The sequence below is a fragment of the Saccharomonospora azurea NA-128 genome (assembly GCF_000231055.2).
In the GTDB taxonomy this organism is placed as follows: Bacteria; Actinomycetota; Actinomycetes; order Mycobacteriales; family Pseudonocardiaceae; genus Saccharomonospora; species Saccharomonospora azurea.
Genome location: NZ_CM001466.1, coordinates 3,378,280 through 3,399,040 on the forward strand (window position 1 = coordinate 3,378,280; position 20,761 = coordinate 3,399,040).

Here is a 20,761-nt window from a genome sequence, read left to right on the forward strand (position 1 = left end):
TGTCAGAGATCCAGCTGCCGCGACGTCTGCGACGCGGACTGGTCCTCTCCGATTTCGCCGTACTCCAGGCCCGTGTTCACGTTCTCGACATGGTCGCTCCAGGCGTCCACGCCGAACTTCTCACTCAGGTGATCGGTGGCGGTCTGGCGCATCGACTTGCCGAAGCCGGCGTCGACCCGTTGGCCCACCATGCCGTTCTCCGCGTGGTGCAGGCGCTGAGACCAGGTACCCGGGCCGGACCCGTTGTCGATCGCGTCGGTGGCCTTCTTGACGACGGAACGCTTGTGCTCCATCGCCTCACGAACCGTCTTGGCCTGCCGCCCCATCCAGTCGCGCAGCTTGCCCAGCATGGCCTTGATCTTGTCGAGCAGTCTGCGGAGCCAGTTCACTTTCTGGGTCGCCGTGCTCGTGGTCTGCACCGAACGCACCGCTGTCGCGCTCCCCGCCGCCGCGGTCGAACCGCCGAAGGTGGGCCCCGCCGCGGCGAGCGCCGGCACCCAGATCATGACGAGCCAGGTGATGAACTCGGTGAGGAGCGCGATGATGAACTCCTCGATCACCGTCATCACGATGCTCGAGAGGTGCAGCAGCTGCGCGATGTTCCCCGCTTCACCCGCGACCCCGCGGATTCCTTTGGCGAACTCGGCGAGTTTCGCGGCGGCGGCGTCGGACGCCGGTCCCTGCCAGCCCGCCAGGAAACGATCGGCTTCCTCGACGAACTGCTGCCCGAACTCGTTGATTCCCTCGCCGATCGAGCCGAAGTTCTCCGCGGCCAGCTGCAGTGCCGCACCGTCGCCGGACACGAGGTGGATGAGGTCCTGGAGCGGTTGGCAGATGGAGATGAGGAAGTCGAGCCCCTGTCCCACCAGGGTGCCGATCGGGTCGAGAGCGAAGTCCTGCGCGATGTCCTTGCAGCTCGACACGAAGTCGGCGCCGTCGCTGGTGAGCGCTCCCAGTTCTCCGGCGGTGACCTGACCGTCCGACACCGAGTCCCAGGCGCTTCTGACAAGGTCCTTGCCGCCGGACAGGGTGTCCTGGTACGGGATCGCGTCGACGACTTGCTCGCCGTAGGTGGGTTCGCTCTTGATGCTGATGCCACCGAGCGGGTCGCTCATGGTGTTGTCACTCCTCGAAGAAAGTGAAGGGCGAGTCAGACTGCCTTGTCGGAGAGTTTCGCGGCGTTGATGCGCAGAAGGACCTCGCGCAGCGACCGCTCCGCTTCCTGCTCTGCCGATCGGTACTGCTCGGCGGCGCTTCTCATCTTGTCCGAACCGGACTGCAGTCCGAAGCTCAGATCGTCGAGCAGGTCGTTGAAATCGCCGAGCATCCCGGTGTACTGGTCCTTGACGAAGATGCCGACGACACCCCACGACTTGTCGCTGACATCGGCCTGGTCGACCAGGCCTTTCACCCGCTCGACTGCCGACCTGTGTCCCGACAGCGCGCGTGAGTAGGCGTCGAGTTGCTCCGGTGCGACGTGGTATCCGCTCATGACTTCCCTGGTGCCTTACGTGACGGTGTTGACGGAGGACGGGTTCGCGGGGCCCCCGGTGAAGGGCGCCGCGGTGGGGGGCGACGCGTCGTCGATCTGTTTGCGTGGACGCCGGAGAGAGAAGTAGAGGACCACCCCGCCGCCGGCGAGAGCGCCACCCGCGACGAGGAACTCGAACAGTCCCGCTGCGGACTCGTCGTCGAACACGAGCGGGCGCGGCCACAACGGAGCGACCCGGCCGCCCACCACGTCGCCCGGTTCGGGTGGTAGTTCCCCGTACCAGCGGCGTTCGCGGAAACTACGCTCCTCACCGTCGACGACGAAGTGACCGTGGACGTGCGTGTTGGGGTCGTAGCGAGTGCGACGCTGGCCTGGAGGACCACTCTTGTGGAAGACGCCGTCCTTGGTGCCGGTGATGTGCACGTCGACGTGCTGCGCGAAGTTCAGCTGGAACGACAAACCGTTGATCAGCATGCCGGCGGAGACGACGAACAGGCAGCCGGCGAACAGTGCGCCCAGTATCCGGGCCGGCGCCGATGCCTTCCGGCCTTCGCCGCGCGCGCGAGCGATCGCCGACGCGGTCAACGCCACCACGCTGGGCAGGACGACGAGCACCAGAAGGATCGTCAGCAATCCCCAGAGCCCGATCGATGCCTGGATCCACAGCACGGTGACCGCGATCCCCAGGAGCCAGGCCAGGGCGAGCAGCCAGCCACCGAGCTTGTGGCGTGGGTCGAGCGCGAGCTCGCTCGACGACACCGCCATGTCCGTCGCCGGCTCGAAGGTCTGTCCGGACGTCTGTGGGCCGTGGTCCGGCATGGCTGGCTGCGGTGGCGCGGGAACGGGGGCGCCCGGTGGCGGCTGCCGGTCCCATCGGGGATCGGTCGGACCGGCAGGGCGGTGAGCAGCATGCGGTGGGACGGGGCCTGCGTACTCGCCCGGAGGTGTTCCGGGAACGGGTGTCACCGCTCCGTGGTGGACGGTGCCTTGCGGGTGTTGCGGCGCTGGGCCGACCCCACCGTGCCCCGGCCAGGGCGCGCCGTGCTGGGGCTCCGTTCCCCAGGGTGGTGCGGGTTGGGTACTCGCGCTCGGCAGCTGTGCGGCGTCCTCCACCGCCCGTTTGCGGAGTGTGGAGCCGCGGGCGCCGAGCGCGATCGCGATGCCGTAGCCGACGACGATGATCGCGGGCAGCACCTCGTCGAAAGTCATGTTCCCCCTCGTCGTTCACCGTGCGGTGTGAACGCGACTGTGCTGTGCGGTGCGCTCAGCGGCGGTCGTCGTCGTTGAACAGGTTCTGCAGGAAGTCGTCACCGGCGGAGCCGCCACCCGACGGCGGGGGAGGCGTGGGCGGCTGCGCCGAATCCGACGACCCGTCCCCGTCGAGGAAGTCCTGGTGGGAGTAGTCCTCGTGGTACTCCTCCTCGGGCCGCAGCCGCGGCCGGCGGGCGGGGCGTTCCTGTTCCATGCGCTCCCACAGCTCCTCGGGCGTGGTGCCGAAGAGCTGGGCCTGCGTCTCCAGGACCTGGTCGGTGACGCCCATGCCGTCGACGTGTTCGTCGACGATCCCCGCCTGCTTGCGGGCCGCCTCGCCGACGGCCTGCTGGATGGTGGACATGAGGGTCGCCGCCAACGCCTGCGGCTGCTGCGCGAGCGCCCGGTCCGTCAACTGGATGTCCTTGATCGAACCGCCGGCCCCGGCCACCACGGTGACGCTCCGGTCGGCGCTCGACGCGGTGGCCTCGAGGGCCGCGATCTCACTCTGCATCCGGCCGACGTCGGCGAGCCGGTCGTCGACCCTCTGCAACTTCGACTGGAACTGCTCGAACTGTGCGACGAGCCGCTCGAACTCCGCTGACAACCGTTCCTCCGTCATCACTTTTGATCAACTACTCGAGCACGGTGCGTGTTCAATGATGGAGTACGGTGTAGCGCGACGTGCGGAGTTCCGCCGGAATCGACAGGGATCACTCGCGAACTGCCACGACGCATGGCGATCGCGCACACAGCCACCTGAGGTAGGCTGGGAAAACAGAGCCACCCGTCCGGGTACGCATCGCCGGTTGTACTCGACCCCCGATGTGGTAGCCGTGAATGCGGGCGGGTATCTTTGACGACCGTGCCCGGCAGGCTGTCGGGCCCTCCGTGTGCCTTCAGATCACGGTGGGTGCCTCAGGCGCCTGTCCGCGGTCGAGTCAGGCGGAGTTCCACGGCAATCCCGATGGGAAGTTGAGGGGTCGTTTTCCGATCCTGAGACGGGCCGACACGCCCGACCGCGGGGACCGGGGAGACAACGTAGAGCTAGGTAGACGCAACAGAAGGCTGGTCCATTGCCCACGATCCAGCAGCTGGTCCGTAAGGGCCGCCAGGACAAGGCTGCCAAGCAGAAGACGGCGGCGCTCAAGGGAAGCCCGCAGCGTCGTGGTGTGTGCACCCGCGTGTACACGACCACGCCCAAGAAGCCGAACTCGGCCCTGCGCAAGGTCGCCCGCGTGAAGTTGAGCAACGGCATCGAGGTCACGGCCTACATCCCCGGTGAGGGTCACAACCTTCAAGAGCACTCGATGGTGCTCGTCCGTGGCGGCCGTGTGAAGGACTTGCCGGGTGTTCGCTACAAGATCATCCGCGGTTCGCTCGACACGCAGGGCGTGAAGAACCGCAAGCAGGCGCGCAGTCGGTACGGCGCGAAGAAGGAGAAGAGCTAATGCCCCGCAAGGGTCCGGCCCCGAAGCGGCCGTTGACGGCTGACCCGGTGTACCAGTCTCCGCTTGTCACCCAGTTGGTGAACAAGGTGCTGCAGGACGGTAAGCGTTCGATCGCCGAGCGCATCGTCTACGGCGCCCTGGAAGGCGCGCGGGAGAAGACCGGTACCGACCCGGTCGTCACTCTGAAGCGTGCGCTCGACAACGTGAAGCCCACCCTCGAGGTGAAGAGCCGCCGCGTCGGTGGTGCCACCTACCAGGTGCCGATCGAGGTCAAGCCGGGTCGCTCGACCACCCTTGCGCTGCGTTGGATCACCACGTACGCGCGTGCGCGTCGTGAGAAGACCATGATCGAACGCCTCCAGAACGAGCTGCTCGACGCGAGCAACGGCCTCGGGGCCAGCGTGAAGCGCCGCGAGGACACCCACAAGATGGCCGAGTCCAACAAGGCCTTCGCTCACTACCGCTGGTGAGTCCGACAGCAGTGAACTTTAGGCAACACCGTCGGCCCGGTCCGATTGACGGCGCCAATGCCGGGTTCCACGTTTGAGACAGGGGAACATTGAAGTGGCACGTGACGTGCTGACCGACCTCACCAAGGTCCGCAACATCGGCATCATGGCCCACATCGACGCCGGTAAAACCACGACCACCGAGCGGATCCTGTTCTACACCGGGATCAACTACAAGCTCGGCGAGACGCACGATGGCTCGGCGACGATGGACTGGATGGAGGAGGAGCAGAAGCGGGGTATCACCATCACCTCGGCTGCCACCACCACCTTCTGGCATGACAACCAGATCAATATCGTCGATACGCCCGGTCACGTCGACTTCACGGTCGAGGTGGAACGGAATCTCCGGGTTCTCGACGGTGCCGTTGCCGTTTTCGACGGCAAGGAAGGCGTTGAGCCGCAGTCCGAGCAGGTCTGGCGGCAGGCCGACAAGTACGACGTCCCGCGCGTCTGCTTCGTCAACAAGATGGACAAGCTCGGTGCGGACTTCTACTACACCGTCCGCACCATCGAGGAGCGCCTCGGCGCCAAGCCGCTGGTCCTCCAGCTGCCCATCGGCGCCGAGAGCGACTTCCAGGGCGTCGTCGACCTGGTCCGCATGAAGGCGCTGACCTGGCGCGGCGAGACGCAGAAGGGCGAGGACTACGAGGTCGAGGAGATCCCGGCCGACCTCGCCGACAAGGCTGCCGAGTACCGCGAGAAGCTCGTCGAGACCGTCGCCGAGGCCGACGACGAGCTGATGGAGCGCTACCTCGGCGGCGAGACGCTGACCGAGGACGAGATCAAGGCGGGTATCCGGAAGCTCACCATCGCGCGTGAGGTCTTCCCGGTGCTGGCGGGTTCGGCGTTCAAGAACAAGGGCGTGCAGCCCATGCTCGACGCCGTGATCGACTACCTGCCGTCGCCGCTGGACATGCCGCCGGTCGAGGGCGTCCTTCCCGACGGCACCGCGGCGACGCGCAAGCCGTCGACCGAGGAGCCCTTCTCCGCGCTGGTCTCCAAGATCGCGGTGCACCCGTTCTTCGGCAAGTTGACCTACATCCGGGTGTACTCCGGCAAGGTCTCCGCGGGCACCCAGGTCGTCAACGCGACCAAGGAGCGCAAGGAGCGCATCGGGAAGCTCTTCCAGATGCACTCCAACAAGGAGAACCCGGTCGACGAGGCCCAGGCCGGCCACATCTACGCCGTCCAGGGTCTGAAGGACACCACGACGGGTGACACGCTCGCCGACTCGCAGAAGCCGATCGTTCTCGAGTCGATGACCTTCCCCGAGCCGGTCATCAAGGTGGCCATCGAGCCCAAGACGAAGGCCGACCAGGAGAAGCTGTCGACCGCGATCCAGAAGCTCGCCGAGGAGGACCCGACGTTCCGGGTCAGCCAGGACGAGGAAACGGGTCAGACGATCATCGAGGGTATGGGTGAGCTCCACCTCGAGGTGCTCGTCAACCGCATGAAGACCGACTTCAAGGTCGAGGCGAACATCGGTAAGCCTCAGGTGTCCTACCGCGAGACGATCCGCAAGACGGTCGACAAGCTGGAGTACACCCACAAGAAGCAGACCGGTGGTTCGGGTCAGTTCGCTCGCGTGATCATCTCGCTCGAGCCGCTCGACACCGCGTCGGCCGAGGGTGCTCTCTACGAGTTCGAGAACAAGGTCACCGGTGGGCGTGTGCCGAAGGAGTACATCCCGTCGGTGGACCAGGGTGCTCAGGACGCCATGCAGTACGGCGTGCTGGCCGGCTACCCGCTCGTCGGCCTGAAGGTCACTCTGCTGGACGGTGCGTACCACGAAGTCGACTCGTCGGAGATGGCCTTCAAGGTCGCCGGTTCGATGGCGCTCAAGGAGGCCGCGCGGAAGGCCAACCCGGTACTGCTTGAGCCGATGATGGCGGTCGAGGTGACCACGCCCGAGGACTACATGGGCGATGTCATCGGCGACCTGAACGCCCGCCGTGGCCAGATCCAGGCCATGGAGGAAAGGTCGGGTACGCGCGTCGTCAAGGCGCTCGTGCCTCTGTCGGAGATGTTCGGGTACGTGGGCGACCTCCGGTCCAAGACCCAGGGGCGCGCCAACTACACGATGGTCTTCGACTCCTACGCGGAGGTTCCGTCGAACGTCGCGAAGGAGATCATCGCGAAGGCAACGGGGGAGTGAGCATCGCGTGAGCATTGCGAGCGCGAAGCGAAGCGAACCTGGAGCCTTGCAGCGGCTGTTGCCGAGGCGACGGGGGAGTGAGCTCGCGCGAGTGAGCGCGCAGCGAAGCGAACTCGGAGTCGAGCAGTGAAGTCCGTGAAGGGCGAAGGGATCGTGATCGGTGTCGGTGCGGGTCACTCGCACCGACACGGTGAACAAACTCCAGACCTTCGATCCGACACCGTGGCGACGGGGAAGTAAGAACCCGGAGCACCCAAACGCGGGCGCGAAAGGGGCCTTCCCCTAAGGTCCGCACAACCGAGCAGAACGAGTCGTCGGCCGGCAGCCACGCCGACCGGCAGCAAGAAAGTCCAGGAGGACATTCCAGTGGCGAAGGCGAAGTTCGAGCGGAGCAAGCCGCACGTCAACATCGGGACCATCGGTCACGTCGACCACGGCAAGACCACCCTGACCGCGGCGATCACCAAGGTGCTCCACGACCGGTACCCGGAGCTCAACCAGTCGCGTGCGTTCGACCAGATCGACAACGCGCCTGAGGAGAAGCAGCGCGGTATCACGATCAACATCTCGCACGTCGAGTACCAGACCGAGAAGCGTCACTACGCGCACGTCGACGCGCCGGGCCACGCCGACTACGTGAAGAACATGATCACCGGTGCGGCGCAGATGGACGGTGCGATCCTCGTGGTCGCCGCCACCGACGGCCCCATGCCGCAGACCCGCGAGCACGTGCTGCTCGCCCGTCAGGTCGGCGTGCCCTACATCGTGGTGGCCCTCAACAAGTCCGACATGGTGGACGACGAGGAGATCCTCGAGCTGGTCGAGATGGAGGTCCGCGAGCTGCTGAGCTCGCAGGAGTTCCCCGGCGACGACGCCCCCGTGGTGCGCGTCTCCGGCCTCAAGGCTCTCGAGGGCGACGAGAAGTGGGCCGACAGCATCGTCGAGCTGATGAACGCCGTCGACGAGAACGTTCCGGAGCCGGAGCGTGAGATCGACAAGCCGTTCCTGATGCCGGTCGAGGACGTCTTCACGATCACCGGTCGCGGTACGGTCGTCACCGGCCGTATCGAGCGCGGCGAGATCAAGCTGAACGAAGAGGTCGAGATCGTCGGCATCCGTCCCGAGGCTCGCAGGACCACGGTCACCAGCATCGAGATGTTCAACAAGATGCTCGACTACGGCCAGGCCGGTGACAACGCCGCCCTGCTGCTCCGTGGTATCAAGCGCGAGGACGTGGAGCGCGGCCAGGTCATCACGAAGCCCGGCACGACGACCCCGCACACCGAGTTCGAGGGCTCGGTGTACATCCTGTCCAAGGACGAGGGTGGCCGTCACACGCCGTTCTTCAACAACTACCGCCCGCAGTTCTACTTCCGCACCACGGACGTGACCGGCGTCGTGACCCTCCCCGAGGGCACCGAGATGGTCATGCCGGGCGACAACACCGAGATCAAGGTGCAGCTGATTCAGCCGATCGCCATGGACGAGGGTCTGCGGTTCGCCATCCGCGAGGGTGGCCGTACCGTCGGCGCCGGCCAGGTCACCAAGATCGTCAAGTAAGGCACCCACCCCGGGTGCGGGTGCCATCTGCAGATATGGCATCCTACTAAGGTTGCTCGACGCGGGGCGGCCGATTTCGCAAGGACATATGGCTCCCGAGAAATCGGCCGCCCCGTCGTGAGCGTCCCGGGCTCGCATTCTTTGCGAGTCAGGAGCGGTCGGCCTCCTGGCCGGTGCTCCGTGGAGCAAGAAGACCTAGCGGCACGGCAACGATTCCTGCGGGATGAGTCTGCGCAGTGGGTGCGACACGCCCGACCGCGTGGACCGGGAGCAGGTCGCTGACGTGCGGTAACAGCGGTACGAGACGATTCCTCGACCGTCCGACGTCCCCCGCGGGGAGGCGCCTCGACGATCGAGGGCAGGCCGGAAAGGCCGGCCCGAGGAGTCGATGTCGGGCCGGTCGAGGACGAGACGGTAAGGAACCATGGCGGGACAGAAGATCCGCATCAGGCTCAAGGCCTACGACCACGAGGCGATCGACGCCAGCGCGCGCAAGATCGTCGAGACGGTGACGCGCACCGGCGCCTCGGTCGTCGGACCTGTGCCGCTGCCCACCGAGAAGAACGTTTACTGCGTGATCCGTTCGCCGCACAAGTACAAGGACTCGCGCGAGCACTTCGAGATGCGCACGCACAAGCGTCTGATCGACATCCTCGACCCGACGCCGAAGACGGTGGACGCGCTCATGCGCATCGACCTTCCGGCGAGCGTCGACGTCAACATCCAGTAAGCGTTGGTCGAGCGGCGGAGATAGAGACTCATGTCTGACAGGCAAGTGAAGGGCATTCTGGGCACCAAGCTCGGCATGACCCAGGTCTTCGACGAGAACAACCGGGTCATCCCGGTGACCGTCGTCAAGGCCGGGCCGAACGTGGTGACCCAGGTGCGCAACAAGGAAAAGGACGGCTACTCGGCCGTGCAGTTGGCCTTCGGTGCCATCGACCCGCGCCGGGTCAACAAGCCGGAGACCGGGCACTTCGAGAAGGCCGGTGTGACGCCGCGGCGCTACCTCGCCGAGCTCCGCACCGCCGACGCGGACGCCTACGAAGTCGGCCAGGAGATCACCGCCGAGGTGTTCTCCGACGGTGCGGTCGTGGACGTCACCGGTACGACCAAGGGCAAGGGCTACGCGGGTGTCATGAAGCGCCACGGCTTCCGCGGCCAGGGCGCCAGCCACGGTAACCAGGCCACGCACCGTGCTCCCGGTTCGATCGGCGGCGCCTCCACCCCGGGCCGTGTGTTCAAGGGCATGCGCATGGCGGGACGCATGGGTAGCGACCGCGTGACCACGCAGGGCCTGACCGTCCACTCGGTGCGTGCCGACGACGGCCTCCTGCTCATCAAGGGCGCGGTCCCCGGCCCCAAGGGCGGCCTGGTGTTCGTGCGTAGCGCCGCGAAGGGTGGTGTGACCGAATGACCGCGACGATCGAGCTGAAGACTCCCGCAGGTGAGGCTCAGGGGACCGTCGAGCTGCCGGGCGAGATCTTCGACGTGCAGGCGAACATCGCGCTGATGCACCAGGTCGTTGTGGCCCAGATGGCGGCCGCTCGCCAGGGCACGCACGACACGAAGACCCGCGGTGAGGTCCGCGGCGGTGGCCGCAAGCCGTACCGCCAGAAGGGCACCGGCCGCGCCCGTCAGGGCTCGGTCCGTGCGCCGCAGTTCGCCGGTGGTGGCACCGTTCACGGCCCCACGCCGAGGGACTACACGCAGCGCACCCCCAAGAAGATGAAGGCCGCCGCCCTGCGTGGCGCCCTCTCCGACCGCGCTCGCGCCGGCCAGGTGCACGTCATCACCGAGCTGGTGACCGGCGAGAAGCCGTCGACGAAGGCTGCCAAGGCGGCCATCGCGGCGGTCACCCAGGCCAAGCGGGTGCTCGTGGTGCTGCAGCGCGACGACGAGGTGGGCACGTACTCGTTGCGGAACCTGCCGAACGTGCATCTGATCACGCCCGACCAGCTCAACACCTACGACGTGCTGGTCAACGACGACGTGGTGTTCACGAAGGCCGCGTTCGACGCGTTCCTCGCCGGTCCGGCGAAGGGCAACCGCGCCTCGGCCGCGTCGTCGAGCGAGGCTGAAGGGAGTGACGAGCAGTGAGCTCCGTGGCGATCCCCGACCCGCGCGACATCCTGATCGCGCCGGTGATCTCCGAGAAGTCCTACGGGCTGCTCGACGACCACAAGTACACGTTCCTGGTTCGCCCGGACGCCAACAAGACCGAGATCAAGATCGCGGTCGAGAAGGTCTTCGGGGTGAAGGTGATCAGCGTGAACACGCTGAACCGGCCCGGTAAGCGCAAGCGCACTCGCTACGGCTACGGCAAGCGCAAGGACACCAAGCGCGCCATCGTGACGCTGTCGGCCGAGAGCAAGCCGATCGAGATCTTCGGCGGACCAGCCGCATAAGGGACTGAGACGACATGGGCATCCGCAAGTACAAGCCAACGACTCCGGGCCGCCGGGGTTCCTCGGTCGCCGACTTTGCCGAGATCACGCGGTCGGAGCCTGAGAAGTCGCTGCTGAAGCCGTTGCACGGCCGCGGTGGTCGCAACTCGGGCGGTCGGATCACCACCCGCCACAAGGGTGGCGGTCACAAGCGTGCGTACCGGGTCATCGACTTCCGGCGCAACGACAAGGACGGCGTGCCGGCCAAGGTCGCGCACATCGAGTACGACCCGAACCGCAGTGCTCGCATCGCGCTCCTGCACTACGCCGACGGCGAGAAGCGCTACATCATCGCGCCGGACAAGCTGAAGCAGGGCGACCGCGTCGAGAACGGCCCGAAGGCCGACATCAAGCCCGGCAACAACCTGCCGCTGCGCAACATCCCCGTCGGTACGGTCGTGCACGCGATCGAGCTCCGCCCCGGTGGCGGAGCCAAGATCGCGCGCTCCGCCGGCGTGCGTGTGCAGCTCGTCGCCAAGGAAGGTCCGTACGCCCAGCTGCGGATGCCCTCGGGCGAGATCCGCAACGTGGACGTGCGCAACCGCGCCACGGTCGGCGAGGTCGGCAACTCCGAGCACGCGAACATCAACTGGGGCAAGGCGGGCCGCAACCGCTGGCGCGGCAAGCGCCCGACGGTTCGTGGTGTGGTCATGAACCCGGTGGACCACCCCCACGGTGGTGGTGAAGGTCGCACCTCGGGTGGTCGTCACCCGGTCAACCCGAACGGTAAGCCCGAGGGCCGGACTCGTCGTCGTAAGCCGAGCGACCAGTTGATCGTCCGCCGCAGGCGCACCGGCAAGAAGCGCTGAGTAGGGAGGTAGCCACAGATGCCACGTAGCCTGAAGAAGGGCCCGTTCGTGGACGACCACCTGCTCAAGAAGGTGGACGCGCTCAACGAGTCGGGCAAGAAGACTGTCATCAAGACCTGGTCTCGCAGGTCCACGATCACCCCGGACATGCTGGGTCACACCATCGCGGTGCACGACGGCCGCAAGCACGTCCCGGTGTTCGTCACCGAGGCGATGGTCGGGCACAAGTTGGGCGAGTTCGCCCCGACGCGGACCTTCAAGGGCCACGTCAAGGATGACCGCAAGTCGCGCCGCCGCTGAGCGCGCACCGAGAAGGGGAAGCAGCGATGAACGCGCGTAATGACGCGGTGGTCGAGGCAGAGGAGCTGCCTACGGCCTTCGCGCGAGCTCGCTTCGTCCGGGACTCGCCGACCAAGGTGCGCCGGGTGATCGAGCTGATCAAGGGCCGTAACGCGAACGAGGCGCTCGCCGTGCTCCGGTTCGCGCCGCAGACGGCCAGCGACTCCGTGGCCAAGGTGCTCGCGAGCGCCATGGCCAACGCGGAGAACAACCTCGACCTGGACCCCGACACGCTCTGGGTCAAGAACGCCTACGCCGACGAGGGCCCGACTCTCAAGCGCATCCGCCCGCGGGCGCAGGGACGTGCGTACCGGATCCGCAAGCGGACCAGCCACATCACCGTGGAGGTCGAGTCGCGTCCCGCCGACCAGGCGAAGTCGAAGAGCAAGAAGAAGGCAGGTGGCCGGTAGTGGGCCAGAAGATCAACCCGCACGGCTTCCGGCTCGGGATCACCACGGACTGGAAGTCCCGCTGGTACGCGGACAAGCAGTACTCGGAGTACGTCGCCGAGGACGTCAAGATCCGTAAGCTCCTGTCCACCGGTATGGAGCGCGCGGGCATCTCCAAGGTCGAGATCGAGCGCACCCGCGACCGGGTTCGGGTCGACATCCACACCGCGCGTCCGGGCATCGTCATCGGTCGTCGGGGTGCCGAGGCCGACCGCATCCGGGGCGCGCTGGAGAAGCTCACCGGCAAGCAGGTGCAGCTGAACATCCTCGAGGTGAAGAACTCCGAGGCCGATGCTCAGCTCGTCGCCCAGGGCATCGCCGAGCAGCTCTCCAACCGTGTGGCGTTCCGTCGCGCGATGCGCAAGGCCATCCAGACCTCGATGCGCTCGCCGCAGGTCAAGGGCATCCGCGTGCAGTGCAGCGGTCGTCTCGGCGGTGCAGAGATGTCCCGTTCCGAGCACTACCGCGATGGTCGCGTCCCGCTGCACACGCTGCGCGCCGACATCGACTACGGCTTCTTCGAGGCCCGCACGACGTTCGGCCGCATCGGCGTGAAGGTGTGGATCTACAAGGGTGACCTCATCGGTGGCCTGAAGGCGAAGCAGGAGCGGGAGGCGGCTGCGGCCGCCGAGCGCGCGCCGCGTCGCGAGCGTCCGTCGCGCCGACGTTCCGGCAACGCGCCGTCCTCGAACGAGTCGAGCCGGGCCTCGGCGCCGCAGGGTGGAGCGAAGAGCGACACCGACACTGCGGCCAGCCAGGCCCCGCAGGTGGCGGCGACGGACGCCACAGAGAAAACGGAGGGCTGAGGCGTGCTCATCCCACGCAAGGTCAAGTACCGCAAGCAGCACTCGCCGAAGCGTTCCGGCGCCGCCAAGGGCGGTACCAAGGTGACGTTCGGTGAGTTCGGCATCCAGGCGCTCGAGCACGGCTACGTGACCAACCGGCAGATCGAGTCCGCTCGTATTGCCATGACCAGGCACATCAAGCGTGGCGGCAAGATCTGGATCAACATCTTCCCGGATCGTCCGCTGACGAAGAAGCCTGCTGAAACCCGCATGGGTTCCGGTAAGGGTTCGCCGGAGTGGTGGATCGCCAACGTGAAGCCGGGTCGGGTCATGTTCGAGATGAGCTTCCCGAACGAGGCTGTGGCGCGCGAGGCCATGCGTCGCGCGATGCACAAGCTGCCGATGAAGTGCAGGATCGTGACTCGTGAAGGTGGTGAGTTCTGATGGCGAAGGCCGGAGGAGTGGCGGCGTCAGAACTTCGTGAGCTCACTGCTGAGGAGCTCGTGCTGCGCCTGAAGGAGTCCAAGGAGGAGCTGTTCAACCTCCGGTTCCAGATGGCGACCGGGCAGCTCGACAACAACCGCAGGCTGCGCACGGTGCGCGCGGACATCGCCCGCATCTACACCGTGATGCGGGAGCGGGAGCTCGGACTGTCCGTCTCCCCCGAGGAGAACGAGAGTGAGGGTGCCGCATGACGGAGGCGGTGCAGAACAAGGACTCCGGTCGTAACTACCGGAAGGTCCGCGAGGGACTGGTCGTGTCCGACAAGATGGACAAGACGATCGTCGTGGAGCTCGAAGACCGGAAGAAGCACCCGCTGTACGGCAAGGTCCTGCGCAGCACCAAGAAGGTGAAGGCGCACGACGAGCAGAACACCGCCGGCGTGGGTGACCGGGTCCTGCTCATGGAGACCCGACCGCTGTCGGCCACCAAGCGGTGGCGGCTCGTCGAGATCCGCGAGAAGGCCAAGTAATCAGGGGCTGGGCAACAGCCCCCTTCGTTCCGCCAGGCTCGGCTCTGCCGAGAACCGGCGCGACATACAGGAGTTGACGTGATCCAGCAGGAGTCGCGACTGCGAGTCGCCGACAACACGGGTGCCAAGGAGATCCTGACCATCCGGGTGCTCGGTGGCTCGGGGCGGCGCTACGCGGGCATCGGTGACATCATCGTCGCCACCGTCAAGGACGCCATCCCGGGCGCCAACGTGAAGCGTGGTGACATCGTCAAGGCCGTGATTGTCAGGACCGCGAAGGAGAAGCGTCGCCCCGACGGCTCCTACATTCGGTTCGACGAGAACGCCGCGGTGCTCATCAAGAACGACAACGAACCGCGAGGCACACGCATCTTCGGGCCGGTTGGCCGTGAGCTGCGCGACCGGAAGTTCATGAAGATCATCTCGCTTGCGCCGGAGGTGCTCTGAATGAAGGTCAAGAAGGGCGACACGGTCCTCGTCATCGCTGGCAAGGACAAGGGTGCCAAGGGCAAGGTCATCAAGGCTTACCCCGAGCGCGAGCGGATTCTGGTCGAGGGTGTCAACCGGATCAAGAAGCACACCCGGATCACCCAGACGCAGCGCGGCGCCCAGTCCGGCGGGATCGTCACCCAGGAGGCTCCCATCCACGTGTCGAACGTGATGGTCGTCGACTCCGACGGCAAGCCGACCCGGGTGGGCTACCGCTTCGGCGAGGACGGCAAGAAGGTTCGTATCTCGCGTAGGACGGGCAAGGACATCTGATGACGACCGCAGAGAAGACGTACCCGACACCGCGGTTGAAGAGCCGGTACCGCGAAGAGGTCGCCGGCCAGCTGCGCGAGGAGTTCGGCTACACCAACCCGCACCAGATTCCCGGTGTGGTCAAGGTCGTGGTGAACATGGGCGTCGGTGACGCCGCTCGCGACAGCAAGCTGATCGAGGGCGCGATCCGCGACCTCGCCACCATCACGGGCCAGAAGCCCGAGGTGCGCCGCGCACGCAAGTCCATCGCGCAGTTCAAGCTGCGTGAGGGCCAGCCCATCGGCGCCCGCGTGACGCTCCGTGGTGACCGCATGTGGGAGTTCATGGACCGGCTGCTGACCATCGCGTTGCCGCGTATCCGCGACTTCCGCGGACTGTCGGGCAAGCAGTTCGACGGCAACGGCAACTACACGTTCGGTCTCACCGAGCAGTCGATGTTCCACGAGATCAACCCTGACTCCATCGACCGCCCGCGCGGCATGGACGTCACGGTTGTGACCAGTGCCAACACCGACGACGAGGGTCGCTCGTTGCTGCGCAAGCTCGGTTTCCCCTTCAAGGAGGCGTGATCAGATGGCCAAGAAAGCTCTGATCGCCAAGGCTGCTCGCAAGCCCAAGTTCGGGGTGCGCGCCTACACCCGCTGCCAGCGTTGCGGACGTCCTCGTTCGGTGTACCGCAAGTTCGGCCTGTGCCGGATCTGCCTGCGGGAGATGGCGCACGCGGGGCAGCTCCCTGGCGTGAACAAGTCGAGCTGGTGAAGGCTCTTTGACGTCCCCTGCTCCGCGCAGGGACCCATCCACTTCGCCACAGGCCCCGAACCGGGGAACCAGGGCGAGAAAGGTTGACAGGTCACCATGACGATGACCGACCCGATCGCAGACTTCCTGACACGTCTGCGTAACGCGAACTCGGCGTACCACGACGCTGTCGTGCTGCCGCACTCGAAGATCAAGGCGAACATCGCCGAGATCCTCAAGCGCGAGGGCTACATCTCCGACTACCGCACCGAGCCGGGTGAGAAGCACAAGAACCTGGTTGTGGAGCTGAAGTACGGCCCGAACCGTGAGCGGAGCATCGCCGGTCTCCGGCGCGTGTCCAAGCCCGGTCTGCGGGTCTACGCGAAATCGACCAACCTGCCCAGCGTTCTGGGTGGCCTCGGCGTGGCGATCATCTCGACGTCGTCCGGCCTCCAGACCGACAGGCAGTGCAAGCGCAACGGCGTGGGCGGCGAAGTCCTCGCCTACGTTTGGTGAGGAAGGGGGACTGGCATGTCACGCATCGGTAAGCTGCCGATCACCGTCCCCTCCGGGGTCGATGTGACCATCGACGGGCAGCACATCTCGGTCAAGGGCCCGAAGGGCACGCTCGAGCACCAGGTCGCCGAGCCGATCACCGTCGAGCGCGGTGAAGACGGCTCGCTGCTGGTGAAGCGCCCCGACGACGAGCGGGAAAGCCGCGCGCTGCACGGTCTCACCAGGACCCTGGTGCAGAACCTGGTCGTCGGTGTGACGCAGGGCTACGAGAAGCGGATGGAGATCCACGGAGTCGGTTACCGCGTGCAGGCCAAGGGATCGGACCTCGAGTTCGCCCTCGGCTTCAGCCACCCGGTGCTGATCAAGGCTCCGGAGGGCATCACCTTCAAGGTGGAGAGCCCGACCAAGTTCTCCGTGTCCGGCATCGACAAGCAGAAGGTCGGCCAGACCGCGGCGGTCATCCGGCGTCTGCGTCGCCCGGACCCGTACAAGGGCAAGGGCCTGCGCTACGAGGGCGAGCGCATTCGCCGCAAGGTCGGGAAGACGGGTAAGTGATCATGAGCGAAACGGTTACGAAGCGCAAGCCGATCGGCAAGGACGTCTCCACCCGTCGCCGTGCTGGCAAGATCCGTCGACACAACCGGCTGCGCAAGAAGATCCACGGCACCGCGGCGCGTCCGCGGATGTCGGTGAAGCGTTCCTCGCGGCACATCGTCGTTCAGCTGATCGACGACATCGCGGGGCACACGCTGGCCTCTGCGTCCAGCCTGGAGGCGGACGTTCAGGCCGTCGAGGGCGACAAGAAGGCCAAGGCTGCCAAGGTCGGCGAGTTGGTCGCGGCCCGCGCCAAGGCGGCGGGCATCTCCAAGGTGGTGTTCGACCGGGGCGGCAACGCCTACCACGGTCGGATCGCCTCCCTGGCCGACGCCGCCCGAGAGGGCGGGTTGGAGTTCTGACATGAGCAAGATTCTCGAGAACGGAAGGAACGCCTGATGCCGGGACGTACGCGGCAATCCGGCGGCCAGGGCGGGCCCGGCGACCGCGAGCGCGGCGGCCGGGACCGCAGGGACCGTCGTGACGGTGGCCGTGGCGGGGCGGCCCAGGACAAGACCCCGCACCTCGAGCGCGTCGTAGCGATCAACCGCGTGGCCAAGGTCGTCAAGGGTGGTCGTCGCTTCAGCTTCACCGCGCTGGTGGTCGTCGGTGACGGCGACGGCCAGGTCGGTGTCGGCTACGGCAAGGCCAAGGAAGTTCCCGCGGCCATCGCCAAGGGCGTCGAGGAGGCGAAGAAGAACTTCTTCCGCGTTCCTCGGATCGCCGGCACCATCCCGCACCCCGTGCAGGGTGAGGAGGCCGCCGGTGTCGTGCTGCTCCGCCCGGCCAGCGCCGGTACCGGTGTGATCGCCGGTGGCGCCGTCCGTGCCGTGCTGGAGTGCGCCGGCATCCAGGACGTGTTGTCGAAGTCGCTCGGCAGCGACAACGCGATCAACATCGTGCACGCGACCGTGCGGGCTCTGAAGGACCTCCAGCGTCCCGAGGAGGTTGCCGCTCGCCGTGGTCTGCCGCTCGAGGACGTGGCCCCGGCCCGGATGCTGCGTCAGCGCGCGGGGCAGGGGGTCTGACATGGCTCAGCTGAAGATCACCCAGTTGAAGAGCACGATCGGGACCAAGCAGAACCACCGGGCGTCGCTCCGTACCCTCGGTCTGCGCAAGATCCGGCAGTCCGTGGTTCGTGAGGACACGCCGCAGGTGCGTGGCCTCATCCACACGGTCCGGCACCTGGTGACCGTGGAGGAGGTCAAGTAATGGCCATCAAGATCCACCACCTGAAGCCTGCCGCCGGCGCGAAGCGCGAGAAGATCCGCGTCGGTCGCGGTGAGGGCTCGAAGGGCAAGACGGCGGGTCGCGGTACGAAGGGCACGAAGGCCCGGAAGAACGTGCCTGCCGGCTTCGAAGGTGGGCAGATGCCCATCCACATGCGGCTGCCCAAGCTGCGTGGCTTCAAGAACCGGTTCCGCACCGAGTACCAGGCGATCAACGTGGGCGACCTCGCTCGCGTGTTCCCCGAGGGCGGAACGGTCGGCAAGGACGAGCTGGTTGCCTCTGGACTGGTCCACAAGAGTGAACTTGTGAAGGTCCTCGGCAACGGTGACGTGGAGGGCGTGAAGCTCGACGTCACGGCCGACGCGTTCTCGAAGTCCGCGAAGGAGAAGATCGAGGCGGCGGGCGGCTCCGCCACCACGCTCTGAGGTCGACTCCGCGCAACGCGATCCGACAAGGCCCGCCGGACCAGCACAGTGGACCGGCGGGCCTTGTCACGTGTGCTCCGAGGCGCGCCGACCGCGTTCTGCCCGCTGAACGCGGTGGCGGTTCGCCCCGCTCCACCCGGGACAGTGGGCCGGCAGGCTCGGGCGATCCACCTTTCGTCTTCGGGTTCGTCGACTTTCGTCGTGTCTCGCGTCTGCCTGTGGCGTGGGAATCATGCACTAGATGCGGCATCCCTTGGCGATGCTGTTAAAGTCGAACCCACGCTTGGGCCGTTGTGTCTCGAGCGTGTCTGGCTTGCCGCCAGTGACGAAGTGTCCAGCCGGTCCAATGCCGGCCAAAGCCGTTCGTCGGTTCGCCGACGACGCCGAGGAGGTCCCCCGCGTGCTCAGCGCCTTCCGCTCGGCTCTCGCGACGCCGGACCTGCGCAAGAAGATCCTGTTCACGCTGATGATCGTGGCCGTGTACCGGATCGGTGCGGTCACGCCGGCGCCCGGGGTCTCCTATCCGAACGTGCAGGCATGCCAGGCGCAGGTCGAGGATCAGAACGTGTTCTCGCTGCTGAACCTGTTCAGCGGTGGCGCGCTCCTACAGCTTTCGATCTTCGCCACGGGCATCATGCCTTACATCACGGCGAGCATCATCGTGCAGCTCCTGACCGTGGTGATCCCGCGGTTCGAGGAGCTCAAGCGCGAGGGGCAGGCCGGTCAGGGCAAGCTCACGCAGTACACGCGGTACCTCACTATCGCTCTGGCGATCCTGCAGGCCACGGGTGTCGTGGCGCTCGCCGACCGCGGTCAGCTGTTCGGCAACTGCGACCAGCCGGTGCTGCCTGACAACAGCGTCTACAGCCTGGCGCTGACGGTTCTGACGATGACCGCGGGCACCGCCGTCATGATGTGGCTCGGCGAGCTCATCACCGAGCGCGGCGTCGGCAACGGCATGTCGCTGCTCATCTTCCTGAACATCGCCGCGCAGATCCCCGCCGAGGGCGGCAACATCCTGAGCAACCAGGGTGGCCTGACCTTCTTCTTCATCTGCGTGCTCGCGCTGGCGATCATCGCGAGCGTCATCTTCGTCGAGCAGGGGCAGCGTCGAATCCCGGTCCAGTACGCGAAGCGGATGATCGGGCGCCGGATGTACGGCGGCACGTCGACCTACCTGCCGATCAAGGTGAACCAGGCCGGTGTCATCCCGGTCATCTTCGCCTCGTCGCTGCTGTATCTGCCCGACCTTCTCGGGCAGCTCATCGGCGACCCGAACCAGGCGTCCGGTTGGCAGCGGTTCCTGCAGAACTACGTCACGAACCAGTCGCACGTCGTGCACATCGCGCTGTACTTCGCGATGATCATCTTCTTCACGTACTTCTACATCACGATCACGTTCAACGTGGACGACCGTGCTGAGGAGATGAAGAAGTTCGGTGGGTTCATCCCGGGTATCCGTCCGGGCCGGCCCACTGCCGAGTACCTCGGGTTCGTGCTCAGCAGGATCACCCTGCCGGGGTCGATCTACCTCGGTATCGTGGCGATCCTGCCCAACTTCTTCCTGTCAGTCACCGGCGAAGGGAACAACCAGAACTTCCCCTTCGGCGGAACAGCTGTGCTGATCATGGTCGGTGTCGGGCTCGACACCGTGAAGCAGATCGAAAGCCAGCTGATGCAGCGTAACTACGAAGGGTTCCTCCGATGACGCGTGTACTACTCGTCGGCCCGCCCGGGGCAGGTAAAGGCACACAGGCGGCGGAGCTGTCGAAGCGACTCGGGATCCCTCACATCTCGACGGGCGACCTTTTCCGCAAGCACGTCGGAGAGGAGACGCCCCTCGGTCGGGAAGCGAAGCGGTACCTCGACTCGGGTGAGCTCGTTCCGGACAGCGTGACCAACGAGATGGTCCGCGAGCGCCTGGCGGAGCCGGACGCCAAGGCCGGTTTCCTGCTCGACGGTTTCCCGCGTACCACCAAGCAGGCCGACGTCCTGGCGGACATGCTCAAGGGCAACGAGCAGTCGCTCGACGCCGTCATCGAGCTCAAGGTGCCGGAGGACGTGCTCGTGGAGCGGCTGCTCGGTCGCGGCCGCAGCGACGACACCGAGGACGTCATCCGTCGTCGGCAGCAGGTGTACCGCTCGGAGACGGCCCCGTTGTTGGAGTACTACGCCGACATCCTCGTCACCGTGGATGGTGTCGGCGGCGTCGACGAGGTGGCCGCCAGGGTGCTCGACGCGCTGAAGAAGCGTTCCTGAGTCCGGCGCTGTCT

General features: G+C 66.3%; 31 protein-coding genes. 27 read left to right on the plus strand and 4 right to left on the minus strand.

Annotated elements, in window-relative coordinates; genetic code table 11:
• Positions 1 to 2 precede the first annotated feature (2 nt).
• From SACAZDRAFT_RS15495 to SACAZDRAFT_RS15510, 4 genes are read right to left on the minus strand one after another with little or no spacing between them, the layout of a single operon-like run.
• Positions 3 to 1,115 carry a WXG100 family type VII secretion target gene (locus tag SACAZDRAFT_RS15495; protein WP_005443230.1) on the minus strand — a complete coding sequence of 371 codons (1,113 nt, stop codon included), beginning with the start codon at positions 1,113 to 1,115 and terminating at the stop codon, positions 3 to 5.
• Between the two features lie 35 nt (positions 1,116 to 1,150).
• Entirely contained in the window at positions 1,151 to 1,492 is a 342-nt protein-coding gene (locus SACAZDRAFT_RS15500) for a hypothetical protein (RefSeq protein WP_005443232.1), read from the minus strand.
• 15 nt (positions 1,493 to 1,507) lie between these two features.
• Positions 1,508 to 2,701 carry a hypothetical protein gene (locus tag SACAZDRAFT_RS15505; RefSeq protein WP_005443233.1) on the minus strand — a complete coding sequence of 398 codons (1,194 nt, stop codon included), beginning with the start codon at positions 2,699 to 2,701 and terminating at the stop codon, positions 1,508 to 1,510.
• A gap of 55 nt (positions 2,702 to 2,756) precedes the next feature.
• A complete protein-coding gene (locus tag SACAZDRAFT_RS15510) occupies positions 2,757 to 3,350 on the minus strand; it encodes a YbaB/EbfC family nucleoid-associated protein (RefSeq protein ID WP_005443235.1) in 594 nt (197 codons plus the stop codon).
• 469 nt (positions 3,351 to 3,819) lie between these two features.
• Between SACAZDRAFT_RS15510 and rpsL the strand changes: the two genes are divergently transcribed.
• From rpsL to SACAZDRAFT_RS15645, 27 genes are all read left to right on the plus strand, one after another.
• The gene (rpsL, locus tag SACAZDRAFT_RS15515; protein WP_005443238.1) at positions 3,820 to 4,194 is read left to right on the plus strand and encodes a 30S ribosomal protein S12; all 375 of its coding nucleotides are present in this window, start codon (positions 3,820 to 3,822) and stop codon (positions 4,192 to 4,194) included.
• On the plus strand, positions 4,194 to 4,664 hold the full coding sequence (rpsG, locus tag SACAZDRAFT_RS15520) for a 30S ribosomal protein S7 (protein WP_005443239.1): 471 nt from the start codon (positions 4,194 to 4,196) through the stop codon (positions 4,662 to 4,664). The genes rpsL and rpsG overlap by 1 nt, the downstream gene beginning before the upstream one ends.
• Before the next feature lie 94 nt (positions 4,665 to 4,758).
• Positions 4,759 to 6,861 carry an elongation factor G gene (gene fusA, locus SACAZDRAFT_RS15525; protein WP_005443240.1) on the plus strand — a complete coding sequence of 701 codons (2,103 nt, stop codon included), beginning with the start codon at positions 4,759 to 4,761 and terminating at the stop codon, positions 6,859 to 6,861.
• A gap of 366 nt (positions 6,862 to 7,227) precedes the next feature.
• Positions 7,228 to 8,421 carry an elongation factor Tu gene (gene tuf, locus SACAZDRAFT_RS15530; protein ID WP_005443241.1) on the plus strand — a complete coding sequence of 398 codons (1,194 nt, stop codon included), beginning with the start codon at positions 7,228 to 7,230 and terminating at the stop codon, positions 8,419 to 8,421.
• A gap of 424 nt (positions 8,422 to 8,845) precedes the next feature.
• Complete coding sequence (gene rpsJ / locus SACAZDRAFT_RS15535; RefSeq protein ID WP_003883485.1) at positions 8,846 to 9,151, plus strand: 30S ribosomal protein S10; 306 nt, start codon at positions 8,846 to 8,848, stop codon at positions 9,149 to 9,151.
• Positions 9,152 to 9,181: 30 nt separating this feature from the next.
• Positions 9,182 to 9,838: a 50S ribosomal protein L3 gene (rplC, locus tag SACAZDRAFT_RS15540; protein WP_005443242.1), complete on the plus strand. Its 657-nt coding sequence runs from the start codon at positions 9,182 to 9,184 to the stop codon at positions 9,836 to 9,838.
• Complete coding sequence (gene rplD, locus SACAZDRAFT_RS15545) at positions 9,835 to 10,521, plus strand: 50S ribosomal protein L4 (RefSeq protein ID WP_005443243.1); 687 nt, start codon at positions 9,835 to 9,837, stop codon at positions 10,519 to 10,521. The genes rplC and rplD overlap by 4 nt, the downstream gene beginning before the upstream one ends.
• The gene (rplW, locus tag SACAZDRAFT_RS15550; protein WP_005443244.1) at positions 10,518 to 10,829 is read left to right on the plus strand and encodes a 50S ribosomal protein L23; all 312 of its coding nucleotides are present in this window, start codon (positions 10,518 to 10,520) and stop codon (positions 10,827 to 10,829) included. Before rplD ends, rplW begins: the two co-directional genes overlap by 4 nt.
• 14 nt (positions 10,830 to 10,843) lie before the next feature.
• Entirely contained in the window at positions 10,844 to 11,677 is an 834-nt protein-coding gene (gene rplB / locus SACAZDRAFT_RS15555) for a 50S ribosomal protein L2 (protein ID WP_005443246.1), read from the plus strand.
• An 18-nt stretch (positions 11,678 to 11,695) separates the two neighbouring features.
• Complete coding sequence (gene rpsS / locus SACAZDRAFT_RS15560; protein WP_005443248.1) at positions 11,696 to 11,977, plus strand: 30S ribosomal protein S19; 282 nt, start codon at positions 11,696 to 11,698, stop codon at positions 11,975 to 11,977.
• A gap of 26 nt (positions 11,978 to 12,003) precedes the next feature.
• A complete protein-coding gene (rplV, locus tag SACAZDRAFT_RS15565) occupies positions 12,004 to 12,426 on the plus strand; it encodes a 50S ribosomal protein L22 (RefSeq protein ID WP_005443250.1) in 423 nt (140 codons plus the stop codon).
• Positions 12,426 to 13,271: a 30S ribosomal protein S3 gene (gene rpsC, locus SACAZDRAFT_RS15570; RefSeq protein ID WP_005443252.1), complete on the plus strand. Its 846-nt coding sequence runs from the start codon at positions 12,426 to 12,428 to the stop codon at positions 13,269 to 13,271. The genes rplV and rpsC overlap by 1 nt, the downstream gene beginning before the upstream one ends.
• Before the next feature lie 3 nt (positions 13,272 to 13,274).
• Positions 13,275 to 13,694, plus strand: coding sequence for a 50S ribosomal protein L16 (gene rplP, locus SACAZDRAFT_RS15575; RefSeq protein WP_005443254.1), 420 nt, complete (start codon positions 13,275 to 13,277; stop codon positions 13,692 to 13,694).
• Complete coding sequence (rpmC, locus tag SACAZDRAFT_RS15580) at positions 13,694 to 13,945, plus strand: 50S ribosomal protein L29 (protein WP_005443256.1); 252 nt, start codon at positions 13,694 to 13,696, stop codon at positions 13,943 to 13,945. The genes rplP and rpmC overlap by 1 nt, the downstream gene beginning before the upstream one ends.
• Positions 13,942 to 14,223, plus strand: a complete 282-nt coding sequence (gene rpsQ / locus SACAZDRAFT_RS15585) for a 30S ribosomal protein S17 (RefSeq protein WP_005443258.1) — start codon at positions 13,942 to 13,944, stop codon at positions 14,221 to 14,223. Before rpmC ends, rpsQ begins: the two co-directional genes overlap by 4 nt.
• A gap of 78 nt (positions 14,224 to 14,301) precedes the next feature.
• Positions 14,302 to 14,670 (plus strand): 50S ribosomal protein L14, encoded by a 369-nt coding sequence (rplN, locus tag SACAZDRAFT_RS15590; protein ID WP_005443260.1) that lies wholly within the window; start codon positions 14,302 to 14,304, stop codon positions 14,668 to 14,670.
• Positions 14,671 to 14,985, plus strand: a complete 315-nt coding sequence (gene rplX, locus SACAZDRAFT_RS15595) for a 50S ribosomal protein L24 (protein ID WP_005443261.1) — start codon at positions 14,671 to 14,673, stop codon at positions 14,983 to 14,985.
• Complete coding sequence (gene rplE / locus SACAZDRAFT_RS15600; protein WP_005443263.1) at positions 14,985 to 15,554, plus strand: 50S ribosomal protein L5; 570 nt, start codon at positions 14,985 to 14,987, stop codon at positions 15,552 to 15,554. Before rplX ends, rplE begins: the two co-directional genes overlap by 1 nt.
• Before the next feature lie 4 nt (positions 15,555 to 15,558).
• Positions 15,559 to 15,744, plus strand: a complete 186-nt coding sequence (locus SACAZDRAFT_RS15605; protein ID WP_005443268.1) for a type Z 30S ribosomal protein S14 — start codon at positions 15,559 to 15,561, stop codon at positions 15,742 to 15,744.
• Between the two features lie 96 nt (positions 15,745 to 15,840).
• Positions 15,841 to 16,239 (plus strand): 30S ribosomal protein S8, encoded by a 399-nt coding sequence (rpsH, locus tag SACAZDRAFT_RS15610; RefSeq protein ID WP_005443270.1) that lies wholly within the window; start codon positions 15,841 to 15,843, stop codon positions 16,237 to 16,239.
• A gap of 15 nt (positions 16,240 to 16,254) precedes the next feature.
• Positions 16,255 to 16,794, plus strand: coding sequence for a 50S ribosomal protein L6 (rplF, locus tag SACAZDRAFT_RS15615; protein WP_005443272.1), 540 nt, complete (start codon positions 16,255 to 16,257; stop codon positions 16,792 to 16,794).
• 2 nt (positions 16,795 to 16,796) lie between these two features.
• Positions 16,797 to 17,195, plus strand: coding sequence for a 50S ribosomal protein L18 (gene rplR / locus SACAZDRAFT_RS15620; protein ID WP_005443274.1), 399 nt, complete (start codon positions 16,797 to 16,799; stop codon positions 17,193 to 17,195).
• Between the two features lie 36 nt (positions 17,196 to 17,231).
• Positions 17,232 to 17,861, plus strand: a complete 630-nt coding sequence (gene rpsE / locus SACAZDRAFT_RS15625) for a 30S ribosomal protein S5 (RefSeq protein ID WP_005443288.1) — start codon at positions 17,232 to 17,234, stop codon at positions 17,859 to 17,861.
• Position 17,862: 1 nt separating this feature from the next.
• Positions 17,863 to 18,045: a 50S ribosomal protein L30 gene (gene rpmD / locus SACAZDRAFT_RS15630; RefSeq protein WP_005443290.1), complete on the plus strand. Its 183-nt coding sequence runs from the start codon at positions 17,863 to 17,865 to the stop codon at positions 18,043 to 18,045.
• On the plus strand, positions 18,045 to 18,488 hold the full coding sequence (rplO, locus tag SACAZDRAFT_RS15635; RefSeq protein WP_005443292.1) for a 50S ribosomal protein L15: 444 nt from the start codon (positions 18,045 to 18,047) through the stop codon (positions 18,486 to 18,488). Before rpmD ends, rplO begins: the two co-directional genes overlap by 1 nt.
• A 400-nt stretch (positions 18,489 to 18,888) precedes the next feature.
• The gene (secY, locus tag SACAZDRAFT_RS15640; RefSeq protein ID WP_005447643.1) at positions 18,889 to 20,196 is read left to right on the plus strand and encodes a preprotein translocase subunit SecY; all 1,308 of its coding nucleotides are present in this window, start codon (positions 18,889 to 18,891) and stop codon (positions 20,194 to 20,196) included.
• A complete protein-coding gene (locus SACAZDRAFT_RS15645) occupies positions 20,193 to 20,747 on the plus strand; it encodes an adenylate kinase (RefSeq protein ID WP_005443295.1) in 555 nt (184 codons plus the stop codon). Before secY ends, SACAZDRAFT_RS15645 begins: the two co-directional genes overlap by 4 nt.
• Positions 20,748 to 20,761: the final 14 nt, after the last annotated feature.